14 protein-coding genes are annotated in these 17,680 nt (G+C 44.0%); 9 read left to right on the top strand and 5 right to left on the bottom strand.

From position 1 onward, the window contains the following. Window positions 1–132 precede the first annotated feature (132 nt). The gene (locus ACFI6G_RS16750) at window positions 133–1,365 is read right to left on the bottom strand and encodes a pyridoxal phosphate-dependent aminotransferase (RefSeq protein WP_016767085.1); all 1,233 of its coding nucleotides are present in this window, start codon (window positions 1,363–1,365) and stop codon (window positions 133–135) included. A gap of 296 nt (window positions 1,366–1,661) precedes the next feature. Here ACFI6G_RS16750 and ACFI6G_RS16745 point away from each other — a divergent pair, with 296 nt between their 5' ends. The 6 genes from ACFI6G_RS16745 to menE all read left to right on the top strand — a co-directional run bounded on the left by ACFI6G_RS16745 (window position 1,662) and on the right by menE (window position 9,072). Further along, a complete protein-coding gene (locus tag ACFI6G_RS16745) occupies window positions 1,662–2,969 on the top strand; it encodes an isochorismate synthase (protein ID WP_016767086.1) in 1,308 nt (435 codons plus the stop codon). After that, a complete protein-coding gene (menD, locus tag ACFI6G_RS16740) occupies window positions 2,966–4,690 on the top strand; it encodes a 2-succinyl-5-enolpyruvyl-6-hydroxy-3-cyclohexene-1-carboxylic-acid synthase (protein ID WP_016767087.1) in 1,725 nt (574 codons plus the stop codon). The genes ACFI6G_RS16745 and menD overlap by 4 nt, the downstream gene beginning before the upstream one ends. A gap of 9 nt (window positions 4,691–4,699) precedes the next feature. Further along, the gene (gene menH, locus ACFI6G_RS16735) at window positions 4,700–5,500 is read left to right on the top strand and encodes a 2-succinyl-6-hydroxy-2,4-cyclohexadiene-1-carboxylate synthase (protein ID WP_010439545.1); all 801 of its coding nucleotides are present in this window, start codon (window positions 4,700–4,702) and stop codon (window positions 5,498–5,500) included. 102 nt (window positions 5,501–5,602) lie between these two features. Continuing rightward, entirely contained in the window at window positions 5,603–6,469 is an 867-nt protein-coding gene (menB, locus tag ACFI6G_RS16730; protein WP_010439547.1) for a 1,4-dihydroxy-2-naphthoyl-CoA synthase, read from the top strand. 72 nt (window positions 6,470–6,541) lie between these two features. Further along, window positions 6,542–7,549: an o-succinylbenzoate synthase gene (menC, locus tag ACFI6G_RS16725; RefSeq protein WP_102370972.1), complete on the top strand. Its 1,008-nt coding sequence runs from the start codon at window positions 6,542–6,544 to the stop codon at window positions 7,547–7,549. Between the two features lie 89 nt (window positions 7,550–7,638). Beyond that, entirely contained in the window at window positions 7,639–9,072 is a 1,434-nt protein-coding gene (gene menE / locus ACFI6G_RS16720; RefSeq protein ID WP_102370973.1) for an o-succinylbenzoate--CoA ligase, read from the top strand. Window positions 9,073–9,218: 146 nt separating this feature from the next. Here the strand turns inward: menE and nagE are convergent, their stop codons facing one another. Beyond that, entirely contained in the window at window positions 9,219–10,664 is a 1,446-nt protein-coding gene (gene nagE, locus ACFI6G_RS16715) for an N-acetylglucosamine-specific PTS transporter subunit IIBC (protein WP_016800941.1), read from the bottom strand. 193 nt (window positions 10,665–10,857) lie between these two features. On the opposite strand from nagE, the gene ACFI6G_RS16710 reads away from it, so the two are divergent. Next, window positions 10,858–11,736 (top strand): LysR substrate-binding domain-containing protein, encoded by an 879-nt coding sequence (locus tag ACFI6G_RS16710; protein WP_010439555.1) that lies wholly within the window; start codon window positions 10,858–10,860, stop codon window positions 11,734–11,736. A 106-nt stretch (window positions 11,737–11,842) separates the two neighbouring features. After that, window positions 11,843–12,007, top strand: a complete 165-nt coding sequence (locus ACFI6G_RS16705; protein ID WP_010439557.1) for a hypothetical protein — start codon at window positions 11,843–11,845, stop codon at window positions 12,005–12,007. 214 nt (window positions 12,008–12,221) lie between these two features. Here the strand turns inward: ACFI6G_RS16705 and ACFI6G_RS16700 are convergent, their stop codons facing one another. The 3 genes from ACFI6G_RS16700 to ACFI6G_RS16690 form a co-directional block, all read right to left on the bottom strand. Continuing rightward, window positions 12,222–13,142, bottom strand: a complete 921-nt coding sequence (locus tag ACFI6G_RS16700) for a YeiH family protein (protein ID WP_010439560.1) — start codon at window positions 13,140–13,142, stop codon at window positions 12,222–12,224. A 259-nt stretch (window positions 13,143–13,401) separates the two neighbouring features. After that, entirely contained in the window at window positions 13,402–15,276 is a 1,875-nt protein-coding gene (locus ACFI6G_RS16695; RefSeq protein WP_102282546.1) for an MFS transporter, read from the bottom strand. Window positions 15,277–15,293: 17 nt separating this feature from the next. Further along, window positions 15,294–15,884 (bottom strand): TetR/AcrR family transcriptional regulator, encoded by a 591-nt coding sequence (locus ACFI6G_RS16690; RefSeq protein WP_010439565.1) that lies wholly within the window; start codon window positions 15,882–15,884, stop codon window positions 15,294–15,296. A gap of 196 nt (window positions 15,885–16,080) precedes the next feature. Here ACFI6G_RS16690 and ACFI6G_RS16685 point away from each other — a divergent pair, with 196 nt between their 5' ends. Further along, window positions 16,081–16,995 (top strand): Tim44 domain-containing protein, encoded by a 915-nt coding sequence (locus ACFI6G_RS16685; RefSeq protein WP_010439568.1) that lies wholly within the window; start codon window positions 16,081–16,083, stop codon window positions 16,993–16,995. The last annotated feature ends 685 nt before the right edge of the window (window positions 16,996–17,680 follow it).

Genomic DNA, 17,680 nt, shown 5'->3' with positions numbered 1-17,680 from the left:
TTTCTCACAAATAGTGCGAGACAGCGGGTACAAAAAAGGCTCCTAAACAGGAGCCTCTTAAGCATAGAAGCGAATGAATACAAATTAAAGTCTTTTAAAACAGTAAATTGTAGTCATTTTTCTTTGGGTTCATTAATCACTAGTGATGTCATCTTGGCTGTAAGTCTGCAAGAAGCGCTCTAGACGACCAATCGCGATTTCTAGATCTTCGATGTGCGGTAGAGTCACGATGCGGAAGTGATCCGGTTTCGGCCAGTTGAAGCCAGTACCTTGAACTAATAGCACCTTCTCTTGCTTAAGGAAATCGAGCACGAATTTCTGATCGTCTTTGATGTTGTACATGTTGGTGTCGATCTTAGGGAACAGGTACATCGCGCCTTTTGGTTTCACACAAGAAACGCCAGGGATTTTGTTGATCAGTTCCCATGCACGATCACGCTGTTCAAGCAATCGACCACCCGGAAGAATCAGTTCGTTGATGCTTTGATAGCCACCTAATGCGGTTTGTATTGCATGCTGCATTGGTACGTTGGCACACAAACGCATAGAGGCGAGCATCTCAAGCCCTTCAACGTAGCCTTTCGCGATGTGTTTTGGACCGGTTAAGAACATCCAACCACCACGGAAACCACATACGCGATAAGCTTTAGATAGGCCGTTGAAAGTGACCATTAATACATCTTCAGCAAGTGTAGCCACTGATGTGTGTACAGCACCGTCGTAAAGTACTTTGTCGTAGATTTCGTCGGCAAAAATAATCAAACCGTGTTCACGAGCAATCTCAACAACTTGTAATAAGAAATCACGACTGTATACCGCGCCCGTTGGGTTGTTCGGGTTGATAAGAACGATACCGCGAGTTTTTGGTGAGATCTTCGCACGCATATCATCTAGGTCTGGATACCAATCGGCATCTTCATCACATAGGTAATGAACCGGTGTACCACCAGAAAGCGCAACAGATGCTGTCCATAGTGGGTAGTCCGGAGCGGGAACTAAGATTTCATCACCATTATCAAGTAGCGCCTGCATAGACATAACGATAAGCTCTGACGCGCCGTTACCAATGTAAACGTCCTCTACATCGAGGTTACGCAGACCTTTTTTTTGATAATGCTGAACAACCGCTTTGCGGGCTGAATAGATGCCTTTTGAGTCGCAGTAACCCTGAGATGTCGGCAGGTTGCGGATAACGTCAACAAGGATTTCATCAGGGGCGTCAAAACCAAATGGGGCGGGGTTACCAATATTAAGTTTCAGTATTTTATGCCCTTCTTCTTCCATGCGCTTAGCATGTTTGAGTACAGGCCCCCTGATTTCGTAGCATACGCTGTTGAGTTTTGACGACATCCCGATATTTTGCATTGCCGATTTCCTGAAATTAATTTAAATACTTTATTAAAGTACCGCAAAATGGGGTTTGATAGAATAAAAATCTGATGAATGTCGCATTTCAGTGTCACGTTTGGTCTTTTTTTTGTCGCTATTATCTAAATTTTAATTAATCGCTTTTGTGGTTGTTCGCTAAGATGAATAAATACGCTGAATCGCTTAGAATCACAGGAATGTTCAAAAGATTTTATACATTCTTGATCTAAGTGGGTGCTGCCCATAAAGTATCAAACTAATATAATAATAATTTAGATGTGAACGAGGTCGATTTGTCACATTTCCAGCAAACTATCTCCGCTTTGATTGAGCGAGTACAAAATGCCCAAGCAAGCGAAGTTCGTTGTGTTGAAGTTCTAACGCAAAAACCATCGTTTGCATTCATTGAATGGCTTCATGCTCAACCGCTCTTTCCTAAGTTCTACTGGCAGTCGCGTGACACTCGTGAAGAGGTCGTCGCACTCGGTCAACTGCATACTTTTTCCGATCCCGCTCCGGCATACGCTATTCTTGGCGAAGACCAACGAATTTGGGGCGGACGTTCGTTTGATGGACATACCGCAAAGAACCGTCGTTGTATGGAATCGTTTTTCTTCCTTCCTCAGGTTGAATTGATCCGTTTTGACGATACATGGTCGTTAGCCGTTAATTTGTCTCCTGATCGTGTCGCTGCTATTAATGCTTTGAACAAGCTTTCGGTTGAAGCGGCGATATTGGCTCCTTTATCTGCGCATATCGAACAGATTCAACATGTTCCAGAAAGAGAACAGTGGGACAGCTTGGTCGATAAAGTCCTGAAGGGCATCAGCGATGAAGAGTACAAGAAAGTCGTTTTGGCTCGTAAAACCACGTTGCAGCTTGATGCGCCGATTTGTGCTGCGCAATTACTTAAAGCCAGTTATCTGCAGAATCATCACAGCTTTCACTTTATGTTGGTGTTGGATTCGAAACACAGCTTTATCGGTTCGACGCCAGAGCGTTTATATAGCCGACATGGTACGGAGCTTGATACCGAAGCACTTGCTGGAACTATTGGTCGTGGGGAGAACGCAACCGAGGATATGGAGCTAGCCAATTGGCTTTCTCAAGACAGCAAAAACCTCAATGAAAACCAATATGTAGTCGACGATATCATTGAGCGTTTGACGCCTCATTCCCAAACGGTGCATGTTGAAAAAGATGCCCGTCTTGTGCGTCTGCGTAAGGTGCAGCATTTGAAGCGTAATATTCACGCTCAACTTAATAATGGTATCAACGGTGTGCAGTTGCTTGCTGCATTGCAGCCGACTGCGGCGGTTGCTGGTTTACCGCGTAAAGAGGCGATGGACTTCATTCTTGAACATGAACCATTTGCGAGGGGTTGGTATGCGGGTTCAGTTGGTTATATCAGCCATCGACGAGCAGAATTTTGTGTCGCGATTCGAAGTGCTTTGGTTGTAAACGATCAAGTACAACTGTTTGCGGGCGCGGGGATCGTGCCAGGATCGGTTGCCGAACATGAGTGGCAAGAGTTGAACAAGAAGATGTCGACTCTCCTGAGTTTGATTTCAGACCACCCACCCTTGGGTGTGGCGTCATGAATCACGACCAAGCCGTATTAAATAGAGTTTGGTGTAACACGCTACTTGAAGAGCTAGCACGCAACGGTGTTGAACATGTTTGTGTTGCGCCGGGCTCTCGCTCAACACCGTTAACTCTCGAAGCTGAAGCTAATCCTAAGTTAACCTTACACACGCATTTTGATGAACGTGGTCTTGGTTTTCTTGCGCTGGGCTTAGCAAAAGCCAGCGATAAGCCAGTTGCAGTGATTGTTACTTCTGGTACTGCTGTTGCAAACTTGCTGCCAGCGACGGCTGAATCTGGGCTGACACGAGAGAAGCTTATTTTGCTAACTTCTGATCGGCCAATTGATTTAGTCGATTGTGGTGCCAACCAAGCTATTCAACAACAGGGGATTTTTTCTTCCCATGTTGAAACGGCCTTAAATCTCCCAAGCCCAACGACACGAATTTCTTTGAATTGGCTTCTGACATCCGTTGATAAAGCACTCGCTAAACAACGCAGTGTCGGCGGAGCCATTCACATCAACTGCCCGTTTCCAGAGCCACTTTATTCAGCCAACAGTGCTGAGATATATGCTGACTACACAAAGAGTGTAGTGGGGTGGAACACTTCAACAAGCCCTTATTCTAATACTTGTCTGCCAAATCATTTTAATGTTCACCCAGTCGCGCCTGGCGATTATGTGACACGCAAAGGTGTCGTGATTATTGGCTCTATTGACAAAAAAGCGGCGAAGAAAGTACAGCAGTTCGCTTCTACTTTGGGATGGCCGGTATTCTGCGACCCTCAATCAGGTATCACAAGTGATTGGAAGCATTATGATCTGTGGATGCAGATTGACGTAGCGAAAGAACAACTTAACCAATGTGATTTCATCCTTCAGTTCGGTGAGCGCATTGTATCCAAGCGGCTCAACCAATGGCTTAAGTGGCAAGCTGTATTGTTCGATGCATCTCAATACATTGTTGTGTCACCAGATACACACCGTATCAATCAAGATCATCTGCCTCAAACTCACATTGGTGCAGATATAGAATCGTGGGTGTCCGAGCAGCATTTACCTACCTTGTTAGGTCAACATGCAGGTTGGGCGGCACCTTTGGTAGAAATCGCGAATACCGTTCAACAATTGGCGCTGGCACAGATATCTAACAACGACCAACTGACCGAGCTGAGCGTTGCCGTTGATTTGTCGACTAGACTTAAAGACAGAGAGTTGTTTGTGGGAAACAGCTTGATGGTAAGGCTGGTGGATATGCTGTCATCAATATCTGCGAATCAAGTTTACAGTAATCGTGGTGCATCGGGCATTGATGGCTTGGTGGCTACAGCTGCGGGTGTAGTGAAAGCCAACCAGAATCCCTTATTGATGTTGATTGGTGATACTTCTTTGTTGTATGACCTCAACTCACTGGCTCTGCTTACTCACAATGTAACGCCGATGGTTATTGTTGTGACCAATAATAACGGTGGCGCGATCTTTGACTTGTTGCCCGTTCCTGAGCAACAAAAACAATCTCTATATCAAATGCCTCATGGTTTCGGTTTTGAACATGCCGCTGCGCAATTCCAGCTCGGTTATGCTGCGCCTGAAACCTTGAATGGGTATCAAACAATCATCGAACAACATTTCGAACAAGGTCAAGGTACCTTGATCGTGGAAGTTAAGACGCCTCCCGAACAAGCGTCTACTTTACTGAAACAATTCAGTTCAATGCTCACCGAGGCACTAGCCTAAGGACTTTACATGCTTTACTCCAATTATTACCCAGCTTCAAAAGTATCTTCTGATAAACCTTTGCTTGTTTTTTTACATGGTTTACTCGGAAGCGGGGATGATTGGAGCGCATGTCATCCATTCCTAGAGGACTTTCCTCGTCTTTGCATAGATTTGCCCGGGCACGGACAAAGTCGCTTTATCGACCCGGTAGGCTTTGACCATTGCTGCAAGAAAATCGTTCAATGCATTACTTCTCAGCTTGCTCTTAACGATCTTCCTGCAGACTATCCTATCGTGGTTATTGGTTACTCGATGGGAGGTAGGCTCGCTATGTATGGGGTGACAAGCCCTTGCTTTGAAACACTTAACCTAGAAAAAGTTATCATCGAAGGTGGCAATTTTGGTTTGGAGTGTGATGAAGAAAGAGCGCAAAGGTTAGTACATGATACGCAATGGGCGGTTCGCTTTGCACAGCAGTCGATTGAAGATGTTTTAGACGATTGGTATCAACAAAGCGTCTTTTCTTCACTAAATCATGAGCAAAGACAAACTTTGGTCATAAAGCGTAGTGGTAACCTTGGAGTATCCGTAGCAAATATGTTGTTATCGACTTCATTAGCTAAGCAACCAGATTTACGTGCCACATTAAAATCTCATGAGCATCAATTGCATTATGTGTGTGGTGAAAAAGATCGTAAATTCATGGAGCTAGCTGATAATAGTGGCTTTGAATATAGTCAGGTTGATTACGCGGGTCATAATGTTCATTTTGAACAACCAGAGCTGTTTTCGAACCTGATTATTGAATGCATCGCCAGTCGTCGCTAATTTGACTGAGCAATTATCTCGTATAAAGCACTATCAAAAGCAAAGCAACACCGTCACGACTATTCGATAGTCGTGGTCTCTAATAGAACAATGGGAATCACCATGGCTAAAACAGTAGGCATCACAGAAGAAGAACTTTACGCAGCCGTTAACTGGCGCGATGAAAGCAGTCAATTTGAAGATATTCAGTACCACAAATCTGACGACGGTATTGCGAAAATCACGATTGCGCGTCCTCAAGTGCACAATGCGTTCCGTCCACAAACCGTAAAAGAGATGATCAATGCACTGGCTGACGCTCGTTACGACGAGAAGGTTGGCGTAATCATTTTGACAGGTCTTGGTGAGAAAGCGTTCTGTTCTGGTGGTGACCAAAGTATCCGTGGTGATTACGGCGGCTATCAAGATGATTCAGGTACTCACCACTTGAACGTATTGGATTTTCAACGCCAAATTCGTACTTGTCCAAAACCGGTTATCGCAGCGGTATCCGGCTGGGCAGTAGGTGGCGGTCACGTTCTTCACATGATGGCAGACCTGACTATTGCAGCTGAAAACGCGCAGTTCGGTCAGACGGGTCCTAAAGTGGGTTCATTCGACGGCGGCTGGGGTGCTTCTTACATGGCTCGTATCGTTGGCCAGAAGAAAGCGCGTGAAATTTGGTTTTTGTGTCGTTTCTACGATGCTCAAGAAGCATTGGACATGGGCCTAGTAAACACAGTTGTACCTGTTGCTGATCTAGAAAAAGAAACCGTTCGTTGGTGTCGTGAAGTACTTCAACACAGCCCAATGGCGCTGCGTTGTCTAAAAGCGGCACTCAATGCGGACTGTGATGGCCAAGCTGGGCTTCAAGAGCTAGCTGGTAACGCAACAATGATGTTTTACATGACAGAGGAAGGTCAAGAAGGCCGAAACGCATTCAACGAGAAACGTCGACCTGATTTCGACAAATTCCCGCGTAATCCATAGTCTTTTCCTCTTCAGAATGAGTCGCTAATAGCGGCTCGTTTTGTTTAATGCTCTCGTTTTTTAGGAAATCTAATGAACTCAGTGAATTCTCAGCGCCAAGCTAAACTCTATCGTTATCAATTGCCTATGGATAGCGGTGTGATACTTCGTGATAATAAGTTGAGCGAAAGAATGGGTTATATCATCCAACTTGAGTGCGATGGTAAATCGGGTTTTGGCGAAGTTGCTCCGTTACCGGGCTTTAGCCAAGAAGATGTCGAACAAGCTGGCATCCAGCTTCAACACGAATTAGAGCTTTGGAGCCACAATAATCCTCAAACGTCGTTTGAAGAGCTATATCCTTCTGTCGCGTTTGGCCTTTCAATGGCGATGATGGAGTTACGCGGTGATCTCAACGCTGAAGGTAATTATCAAGCTGCGCCTTTGTGCACAGGAGATCCGGATGAGCTGATTCCTGTTCTCAATGGGATGAAAGGCGAGAAGGTTGCCAAGGTAAAAGTGGGCCTTTATGAAGCCATTCGTGATGGCATGCTGGTGAGCTTATTCCTTGAATCAATTCCTGACTTAAGTTTGAGGCTAGATGCTAACCGTGCGTGGAAGCCAGAAAAAGCGAAGCAATTTATTAAGTACATTTCGCCGTCGTTGCGTCAACGCATTAGCTTTATTGAAGAGCCTTGCCTGAAACCTGAAGACAGCTTGGCATTTGCTATCGACCATGGTGTGGCAATTGCGTGGGATGAAACATTACAAGAAGCGGTAAGAAGCCCAGAGTTTGATCTAAGTGACCTAACTGGTGTTAAAGCTGTAGTGATCAAGCCAACTCTTATTGGTTCTGTAGAGCGTTGTGTAGCAATCATTGAGCGAGCACAGCAACTTGGGATTAAACCTATATTGAGTTCAAGTATAGAGTCTAGTCTAGGTCTGACGCAGATTGCTCGTTTGGCCCAGCAGTATCTACCAAACGAAGTACCGGGACTTGATACGATTGGCTTGTATCAGCAGCAACTAGAAGTCTCTTGGCCAGGTTGTGAGCTTCCAGTTTTAACTCTTGAGCAGCAGCAATTGATTTGGTCTTCTTAGACAAAGCTATTGTGCGGTACGTTTTACGAGCTAGTTGAATGGCGATTTAATTAGCTCGGTCGGTTCTTCATTTATTTTTCGGTTATTCTATGATGCGCCCACAATCTATTCATCACCCGTTCTGGGTACAGTGGGCGCAACAGAACCCACATCAAACAGCGTTAGTGACTCCTGACCGAAATTGCACTTGGCTGCAAGTATCAACGTTAGTGAGTGAGTACCAACAACAGTTGTCTCAACAAGGCCTATCTAAAGGTGATGTACTGACGATTGCCGGTAAGAACCAAGCTGAAGTGATTCCAGTGTATCTTGCGGCCTTAAATTTAGGTGTGGTTTGTGCGTTTACCATGCCTCAGCCGAAAGCTCGTTTAACGCAGAAGCTTGAATCCCTTTATGGCCAATCAGATAGGCGATACCTGTGGTTATTAGATAGCTGTGGGCTAGATCATTTTGATGCTGTTGAACTCAAGACTATATTGGTAACGTTGCCTTGCTTGAACGAAGTTAAGGTCGATGATGATGACAAACCAAAAACACCGGAAAACGTACACTTTGGTCCTCAATCTTTAGCGAGCATCGTATTCACTTCTGGCTCTACCGGAAACCCGAAGGCGGTGGCGCACACGTTGCAGCAACACTTATGTTCAGCTCAGGGCTTACTCGACGTTTTCCACTTTGAACAAGCTGATACATGGCTACTTAGCTTGCCGATGTACCACGTATCGGGATTAGCGATTGTCCATCGTTGGTTGGCGGCTGGTGGCTGCATCAAAATAGGGTCAGGTAAGCTTGAGACAGACATCGAAGGTTGCAGTCATGCCTCATTAGTGGCTACTCAGCTACATCGATTACTGAAGAGTAAACAAGCACTTAATTTAACTCATGTGTTGTTAGGTGGGAGCCATATCCCAGAAGCGCTAGGGCTTGAAGCTCAACAAATGGGTATCGAAACTTGGCTTGGATATGGCATGACAGAAGCGGCTTCGACAGTGACCGCGAAACCCATCGATGGCACCAAAACGGCAGGCTTTGTTCTCGACCAACGCCAATTGAAGATTGAAGATCAACGTATCTATATTGGCGGTAATACACTTGCTTCTGGTTATTACTATCAAGGTGACTTAACGCCACTGGTGGATGACCAAGGTTGGTTCGACAGTAAAGATCTTGGTGAGTGGGTTGGCGAACAAGTGTCGATTATTGGCCGTGCAGATAATCAATTTATTTCTGGAGGTGAGAATATTCACTGTGAAGAAATTGAGCGAGCACTTAATCAATTATCTGCAATCAATCAGGCGTTTATCGTTCCAATTGAAGACGATGAATTCGGATTTCGACCTGTCGCTATTCTAGATTGTACGGATTTACCACCCAAAGAATGGTTTGCCGAGCAATTAAATGGCCGTCTTGAACGGTTCAAATTTCCTGTCGAGTACTACCATATGCCAGAGCAAGAACAGCAAGGTATTAAGGTTTCGCGCACAGTGTTGGCACAGTGGTTACAGCAGATACGTTCTAAATAGAACTGAGAACAATAAAATGAAGCGCAATACACGGTGACTAGTCGTAATTGCGCTTCAGGGGGTTGTGACGGTGGTGAAGCCGTCACAAATTCTTAGTATTTCATCTGGTCATTAAGGTTTTTTATCTTTCCATCTGGTTGCTTAACTTAAGCAAGAGCCTTCTTCATTTGTTCAGCGACCTTATCGACCTTACCTAGGCCAATGATAACTTGTAGGCCACCTTTACCAACAGGTACCACACCTGCCGCACCTAGTTTCTTCAGTTTGTCACTATCAGCTGCCCCTGAGTCTTTTACAGTTAAGCGTAGGCGAGTAATACAGTTATCTACTTCTAGAATGTTGTCTGCACCGCCGACGGCTTCAATGTAGCCATTGGTTAGGTTAGCCAGTGCTTCTGGAGTTTCTAGCTCTTTTTCTGCTTCCATCTCTTCACCACGTCCCGGGGTTCGCAGGTTGAATTTAATGATAGCGAAGCGGAAAATGCAGTAGTAAAGCGCGAAGAATACAACACCTTGAACTAAGAGCATGTACCAGTTAGTTGCTAGTGGGTTTTGGCTTGATAGTACTAGGTCAACGAAACCAGCAGAGAAGCCGAACCCTGCCATCCATTCCATACTTGCTGAAATGTAAAGCGATAGACCTGTCAATACTGCGTGCAATAGGAACAATACTGGTGCTAGGAACATGAAACTGAACTCTAGCGGCTCTGTGATACCGGTGAAGAATGAAGCCATGGCCGCTGCAAGCATGATTGCAAATACTTGGTTCTTGTTTTCCGCATCGGAGCAGTGGTACATCGCTAATGCCGCAGCGGGTAAGCCAAACATCATGATTGGGAAGAAGCCCGCTTGGTACATGCCTGTTTTACCCGGAATGCCCGTACCGTTAGCGATAGATTGTGCGCCGCCTAAGAAGGTTGGAATATCATTAATGCCTACAACGTCGAACCAGAACACAGGATAAAGAGCGTGGTGCATACCAACTGATAGGAACAGACGGTTGAAGAAGCCAAATAGACCAGCTCCCACAGCCCCCATACCTTCGAGTTTAATACCCAAAACGATTAAAGAGTCGTACACAGCTGGCCAGATGTATAACAGAGCAAAAGAGAGAGCCATACCTGCGATTGAAGTCAGGATAGGAACCAAACGTTTACCGCTGAAGAAGGCTAATGCTTGAGGAAGTTCTACGGTTGAATAACGATTATAGATTTCAGCAGAAATGATACCAACAACGATGCCCACGAATTGGTTGCTGATTTTGCCAAATGCCGCAGGCACTTCACTGAGTTCAACATTCATTAATTGAGCAACAGAGCCCGGAGCAAGAAGTGTGGTGACGACAAGGAACATCACAAAACCAGATAATGCGGCAGAGCCATTTTTATCTCGACTTAAGCCAAATGCGACACCTACCGCGAATAAAACCGCCATGTTGTCGATGATAGCACCGCCAGATTTGATCAAGAATGCGGCTAAAATACTTTCTGAACCCCATCCCACAGGATCCAACCAATAGCCGATCCCCATAAGGATTGCTGCAGCTGGCAGTGTGGCGACTGGAACCATTAATGCCTTACCTACTTTTTGCATATACCCGAGTATATTCATATGTACCCCTAAGTTTGTAATTAATTTTTTTAATGTTCCTGATCGTCAAAGCGTGGAACCAAATGTTGATCGAAGCAGGATTTTAAGCAACTGTGGGTATTAGAAACTTATTTCTTGATGCAAACAAACGAAACGGGTAGTAGTATGAATTAAAATTTTTAATGCATGAGTTCGTATGGCTAACCATCAATCTTTACTGAGAAACCTTCATACTTTTAATGTCGCTGCCGAGAACATGAGCTTCACACTGGCGGCGAAAAAATTACATCTCACGCAAGGTGCAGTAAGCCATCGGATTAAAGTATTAGAAGGAGAACTCGGTTTTAATTTGTTTGTGCGAGGAACTCGTAAGCTTGCGTTAACTGAAGAAGGTCAGCGTTTTAAACGAACCTTGTCGAAGTCGTTAAGTTCTATTTTTGGTGAGATTGAAGACATTACTAACACAGACTTGTACGGACAGATCAATATTGGTACGAGCCCTGCATTTGCTAACAGTTGGTTATTGCCAAGACTGGCTGATTTTAAACAGAGATACCCTAAGTTTAATCTCAACATTTTCTCGCAAGAGGAGCAGGATTTTCATCAAAACCACTTAGATGTTGCTATTTATTATGGTGCTGAAGACCTCAAAGATATGCACCGACAACGCTTGTTTGGTGAAAAGTACATACCGGTATGTACACCGAGTTATGCTGCTGAACACAATATCTTTGATGATGGAGTAGAGTCGTTACATAGGATTAATTTTATACATGCATTGGGGTCCGATGTTTGGCAACGATGGATTAAGCACAACGGTTTGGATGTTGATCTGTATGATCAGTTTTATTGCGTGAGTCATCGAGATATGGGTGTAAAGAGTGCACTGTACAATATTGGTGTTGCGATGGGACGCTATCACTTTGTTAAGCAATATATAGAGACGGGTGAACTGATCACGCCTTATCCGAGTATGGATACAGACAAAGGATATGATTTAATCTGTCCGTTAGGCACTGAAAAACGGCCTAAGGTCAGAACTTTTATTAAGTGGTTAGAGGGTCAATCGGACTAGTTTAGTTAATTTAGCAATTAGATAGTTCAAAACAGAATTTATTATCTTTATAACCATCCATCATAATAAGCCCTATAAAGAACGGATTATAGAATAAGGTCTTATTATGAAAATCGCCCTCATTGTTGCGGTCTTACTGCAGATAGGCCAAGCAGTAACATCGTCGGGATTGACTCGATCATTAGCTGAGCTTACCGCATTTGTATTGGTTGTAGTGCTTGTTTTGATGAAAAAAGAGAGCAAAAAGAGTGATAAGCCCCTGTTTGATTAGTGACTGCTTCGAGCACAGATACTTAAGTAACATTAGATCCTTAAGCAACAATGGATGCTTAATTAACAACAGGTGCCTAATTAACAAAAGATGTTTAAGCAACCATAGATACTTAGGAAATAAACGATAAAGGCAAAGCCCATTGGAGCTTTGCCTTTTTATTTTTCTCGTTAGCTTGTTGCAAGCTAACCAATAGATAGCGTTTCCCTTCGCATTAGACGAGTGTTAACCACGCTAATGACCCAGTAGAAATCATTACCCACATCGTAATACCAAACATTAACGGTTTTGGTCCTGCTGCTTTGAGCTTCTCAACTGAGATACCACAACCGATCAAGAACAGGCACACTACGAGTGCACGTTTAGATATATCAAAAATTCCCTGGTAGACCATCTCAAATTGCGGCAATAAGTCGCTAACGGCGATAGCGGCACAATAGAAGAAAATGAAATAAGGGACTGTAATTTTCTTTTGATCGTTCTTAAAAATCATTGCACTGATCAGCGCGATTGGGATGATCCAAAGTGCACGAGCTAGCTTGAGTGTTGTTGCTGTCGTGAGTGCCTCTTCGCCATACGCCGATGCTGCACCGACAACCGAAGAAGTATCATGAATTGCGATTGCCGCCCATGTACCGAAAGTTTGCTGGCTTAGCTCAAGAGCATGGCCAATCATAGGGAATAAGAACAGAGCGACTGAGTTCAATACGAACACAGTGGCTAATGCCAAGCCAATTTGCTCATCGTCTGCTTTGATTGCAGGAGCGACCGCTGCGATAGCGCTACCACCACAAATAGCGGTACCAGAAGAGATAAGGTAGCCCGTGGTGCGATCCAATCCCATACGTTTTGCTAAGAACCACCCAATGACCAACGTGCCAATGATCGTTGTGACAATCAAGCCAATGCCATCACCTGTTACCGCCAGTGCCTTTTCAAACTGGATGCCAAAACCTAAACCAACAATCGAGTAGGCCAATAGCTTCTTCGTTAACTTGCCGACTTCTAAGTGCTCAGGTACCAAGCCTAGACTCGCCAATAGGAAGCCAATAACAAGCGCAGTCGGTGAGCTTACCCAAGGGGTTAAGCAAAATAGAGCAGCAATATAAAATGGAACAGACTTTTTTAAATTCATTATATTTAGGTTGTCATTTATGGTTATGGCAGCGTATTGGAAGACTATACGCTTAACTCAATGGTAAGTAAGTCTAAATGAATTGAACAAACGTTAAGTAAAACTTAACGCTTGTTCATGGATATACTCTTCCATCGATATAGATGCGGCTGGATGTTACTCGGTTGGATGCGGCTTCATAAATGTTGTCTAGAGAACTCGTTATTTAGCGATATTAACTATTTAATCATTCAACTAATCGCTGCTTAGTTTACTTAACTTAGCGGTTTGAGCCTCGAAGATCTGTAACAGCCTGGCGGAGTGTCTCGCAATTTGCATCTTTCGGTAGAATAGGTTCGCCAGCTTCTATCTCTAGCTTCGTCCAAAAACGGGTTGGTAAGCCTTTGCACGCTCTTCCTTTGAAACGGCTGAAGTAGCTGCCCCACAATCCTTTAAGTGCCATTGGAATGACAGGGACTGGAGAGCGTCTGATGATGAGTTCCATACCACGCATGAATTCGGCGACTTCTCCGTCTGAAGTAAGCTTTCCTTCTGGGAAAATACAGACGATATGCCCTTCACGCAGTACATCTTCAACATCTTTGAAGGCATTACGCATCGAACTACGATTTGTTGATGAGATAGGAATAACTCCAGCTCGTCTCAAGAAGCGTCGCAATGGTGGAAGCTTTGCATAGTCTTCTTCCATTACAAAACGGATAAGGCGAGGACAAACGGCACTCAATAATAATGCATCCATATAGCTCACATGGTTACATACGATGAGTGCTCCACCTTTCTCTGGTAGGTGATGTAGGTTCTTATGCTTTACACGGTACATGGTGTGAGTGACTACCCATGTGAAAAAACGGAACGCATAGATAGGTACTTGATAGAAAAGGTAAAACACAACTAACGTGTTAAACAGTGCGAGTAATACAAACAGTTGCGGAATCGAAAGTTCAAGAACAGTTAGGCAGATGATACCGAGAACGGCGCTTCCCACCATGAATAGTGAGTTGTAGATGTTGAGCCCTGCGATCACCTGTGCACGCTCGTTTGGTTTGGCACGCAACTGCATTAAGGAATAAAGCGGAACGATGAAGATACCACCTGATATACCTAATAATAAGAGGTGAAAAAATAGTGGCCACAGCTCAGAATACGTCACGAATTGGTGGAAAGAGCTAAAATCAGGCAGTGATTCGGGAATCGATATTGCCATCAACAAGCCAAATATTGAGATACCAAGGCTGCCTATTGGCACGATACCGATTTCAATTCGATGATTAGATAGTTTATCGCAAGCCAAAGACCCTATCGCAATACCTACCGAAAACAGCGCCAGTAAAAACGCAACGGAGCTTTCTGTGCCATTTAAATGCAGCTTGGTGAAATTGGGGAACTGAGTTAGGTAAGCTGCACCAAGGAACCAAAACCAACTAATAGACATTAATGCTTGGAAAGTAGGGCGATCTTTTTTAGCAATAGCCAGTGTGGTGCGAGTTAGTTTCACTGGCTGCCATTTCACTTTTAGATCTGGAGCATTGCTTGGCGCTTCAGGAATAAAGCAGCTTGATACGTACCCAAGAACAGCAAACAAAACAATACACACAGCGGCAATAAGCTTTGAGCTCTCTTCTGACGCGATAACCCCCGCGCCTAGAGTGCCAATCAGGATCGCTAAGAATGTGCCTGTTTCGACTAACGCATTGCCGGTTACTAGTTCTTTTGTCTCTAACTGTTGAGGAAGCAGGGCATATTTCACCGGGCCAAAGAAAGCACTTTGTGTTCCCATTAGAAACAGAAGCAAAAGCAGTATACCGTAGCTTTCGTAGATAAATCCGACCGCACCCAATGACATTATTAGTACTTCAAGGAGCTTAACTTTACGGATAAACCAAGATTTTTCGTATTTATCAGCCAGTACGCCAGCTAAAGCAGAAAATAAGAAGAAGGGCAGAATAAAAAGGCCAGCAGCTAAGTTAATGAATAAATTACTGGAAATAGGAAGAGTGTCTATGCTCGCAAAGGCAACAAACAACAACAGCACATTTTTGAATATGTTGTCATTAAAGGCTCCTAGAAACTGGGTGATAAAATAGGGTAGGAACCTTTTTTGCGTTAACAGCGAAGAGTGGCTGCTGTTGTTCATTGTCTTTCCTTGGATGATTACCAGTTGGTCAAGTAATTTGAGATTAGGTTATTAATCAACTCTTTACCATCAATAGGCTCTGACGCGAAAAACTTGTCATCAACGCTAAGTAGCGTAATTCCATGCACACCTGACCATAATACACGGCTCGCTTTAACCACTTCGCTTTCTGTGTGCTCTGGTGCGATCGCTATAAGTAATTGTTCTAACATGCCAGTCATTCGATCGATTCGGTTCGATTGCCACTCAGGAAGGTTTTCGCCATTCATGTTGTGTTCGAAGATAAGCTGCCAGCGGTGAGGGTGCTTTTGTGCGTAGTCGTGATAACAGTAAGCAAGGTTAAACAATGCTTGTTGAGGATTGCTCGATTGTTCTACGACAGATGCGGATTCGGCAGCGAGTTCGTCTAGGGTTTGCGCAACAACATGCAAGAGCAATAGGTTGTAGTTACCAAATACATTAACTAGGGTACTAGGAACGTAGCCAATCATATTGGCAATTTTACGTAGACTTAACTCGTGGTAGGAGTGCTCAGCTAAGAAGTCGGTCACTGTCTTTAAAGTTAATTGCACTAATTGTTCGCGAGTATGATCGTTTCTTCTTGCCATGAGTACTTTCTATAAATGAACATCGTTCAATATTTTAATGCTGCCCCCGATTGCCGTCAATCCCTTCGCTAATTAAGTAACCAATTAATAGCAGCAATATTATGATACATGTGTAAACGCCGTGAATATTTCATTGTTCTTTGTTAACGAGTATGATTAAGGTGTCGAAAGATAAAGAACCCTATAAAGGATAATAATGAAACGATTTTTCTCACTAGTCGCGATCCTGTTGGTAACAGTCGCGGTGACGCCAATCGCGGAAGCGAAAAAGTTTGGTGGTGGTAAGTCATTTGGCAAAAGCTTCAAAACGGCTCCAGCACCAAAACAACAAAACACTAACTCGATCCGACAAGATCAGACGGGTAAGAACACAGCAGCTAACTCTAGCAAGAAAGGCCTTATGGGCGGTCTACTAGGTGGTTTACTTGCCGGTGGTCTTTTAGCTGCATTCTTTGGCGGCGCATTTGAAGGTATCCAGTTTATGGATATTCTGATTATGGGTCTAATCGCTTTCCTAGCGTTTAAATTCCTGCGTGGAATGTTGGGGGCCAAGCAGGGCTCAATGAATCAGCAGAATGGACGTGGCCAACAGCCAGCATTCGGTGGTATGGGTCAGAACAAGTATGAGCAACCTAAGCAACAGCCAAATGTTCATAACTTCGAGCAAGCACAACCTCAATCTCAACCACAAGGTGCTGCTGGCGGCTTTGGCTTTGGTGCTCAAAGCGATGTTCCGCATAATTACCCACCGGGTTTTGATCAAGCGGCCTTCATCAATGGCTCTCGTGAGCACTACCGTACACTGCAAGGTGCATGGAACCACAACGAGCTTAACACGATTGAAGAGTACGTATCTCCAAGCTTATTTGAAGATCTGAAAGCTGAGCGTAACAAGCTAGAGGGTGATCAGCACACAGACGTAATGTACGTTGATGCTGAAATCGTTCGTGCAGACCACGATGGTAGCAAAGCACAGCTAAGCCTTCAGTTTAGTGGTCGTTACCGTGATACAGCGGATGGCATCGAAGAAGATATCACTGATATCTGGCATTTAGAACGCGATCTAACTACTGACAATGCGCCTTGGCTAATTGTTGGTATTCAAGGTTAATCTCGATAGTTAACTAAAAATGAGTTAACTAGATATTACTTTGATTATTGAAAGCCCCTACGGAGAAATCTGTAGGGGCTTTTTTGCGCCTAATAATATGTATCTGTAAGTTGCGTCTGGGAAATTGGCTTTAAGCTTTTTTTGAGAGGGGGAGAGTTTTAGATTCACGGAGCAATACCAATATGACGAAACATGCGGAACAGAGAAATAACATGAGTAGAGGAAGAGTGTCATCAAGACAAATATAAGAGATGTATCTTATTCAAATATTGGATTAACCTGAGACTAACTAACTAACTGATTTCATCTGGATGTAATGAGTAATGACAAAGTTCTTTAAATCCGTATTGGCGCCTGAGATCACGGTGCATCAGAAACAGGACATTGAGAGTAAATGCAAAGAGCAAGTTTCTACAAACTACTTAGGTTGCGCTGCTTATCTGGTTTGTGAGCGTCATGCTTAAGTATGGGAGCACTGATGTCCGAATGAGTCAGACTGATCAAGTTTTTTGTAGTAGTGGGTTAGTGTTTAGGAAGTTGAGGGCAATGTTTAGAAAGATGCGTTTAGAAAGATATAAAGCTCGGAAACGAAAAAAGCCAACTCAATGAGTTGGCTTTTCGATTTTCCAATTAAGGAGAATATGGTGGAGGGAGACGGATTCGAACCATCGAAGGCAGTGCCGGC

This window comes from Vibrio sp. PSi01 (genome assembly GCF_054960695.1).
The sequence above is the reverse complement of the archived record's forward strand: the minus strand, read 5'-3'. Positions and strand labels throughout refer to the sequence as shown.

Bases quoted from the DNA above. Each gene is read 5' to 3' on its own strand.
- ACFI6G_RS16750 (WP_016767085.1), bottom strand. From the start codon at position 1,365: ATGCAAAATATCGGGATGTCGTCAAAACTCAACAGCGTATGCTACGAA.
- menD (WP_016767087.1), top strand. From the start codon at position 2,966: ATGAATCACGACCAAGCCGTATTAAATAGAGTTTGGTGTAACACGCTA.
- menH (WP_010439545.1), top strand. From the start codon at position 4,700: ATGCTTTACTCCAATTATTACCCAGCTTCAAAAGTATCTTCTGATAAA.
- menB (WP_010439547.1), top strand. From the start codon at position 5,603: ATGGCTAAAACAGTAGGCATCACAGAAGAAGAACTTTACGCAGCCGTT.
- menC (WP_102370972.1), top strand. From the start codon at position 6,542: ATGAACTCAGTGAATTCTCAGCGCCAAGCTAAACTCTATCGTTATCAA.
- menE (WP_102370973.1), top strand. From the start codon at position 7,639: ATGATGCGCCCACAATCTATTCATCACCCGTTCTGGGTACAGTGGGCG.
- nagE (WP_016800941.1), bottom strand. From the start codon at position 10,664: ATGCAAAAAGTAGGTAAGGCATTAATGGTTCCAGTCGCCACACTGCCA.
- ACFI6G_RS16710 (WP_010439555.1), top strand. From the start codon at position 10,858: ATGGCTAACCATCAATCTTTACTGAGAAACCTTCATACTTTTAATGTC.
- ACFI6G_RS16705 (WP_010439557.1), top strand. From the start codon at position 11,843: ATGAAAATCGCCCTCATTGTTGCGGTCTTACTGCAGATAGGCCAAGCA.
- ACFI6G_RS16700 (WP_010439560.1), bottom strand. From the start codon at position 13,142: ATGAATTTAAAAAAGTCTGTTCCATTTTATATTGCTGCTCTATTTTGC.
- ACFI6G_RS16695 (WP_102282546.1), bottom strand. From the start codon at position 15,276: ATGAACAACAGCAGCCACTCTTCGCTGTTAACGCAAAAAAGGTTCCTA.
- ACFI6G_RS16690 (WP_010439565.1), bottom strand. From the start codon at position 15,884: ATGGCAAGAAGAAACGATCATACTCGCGAACAATTAGTGCAATTAACT.
- ACFI6G_RS16685 (WP_010439568.1), top strand. From the start codon at position 16,081: ATGAAACGATTTTTCTCACTAGTCGCGATCCTGTTGGTAACAGTCGCG.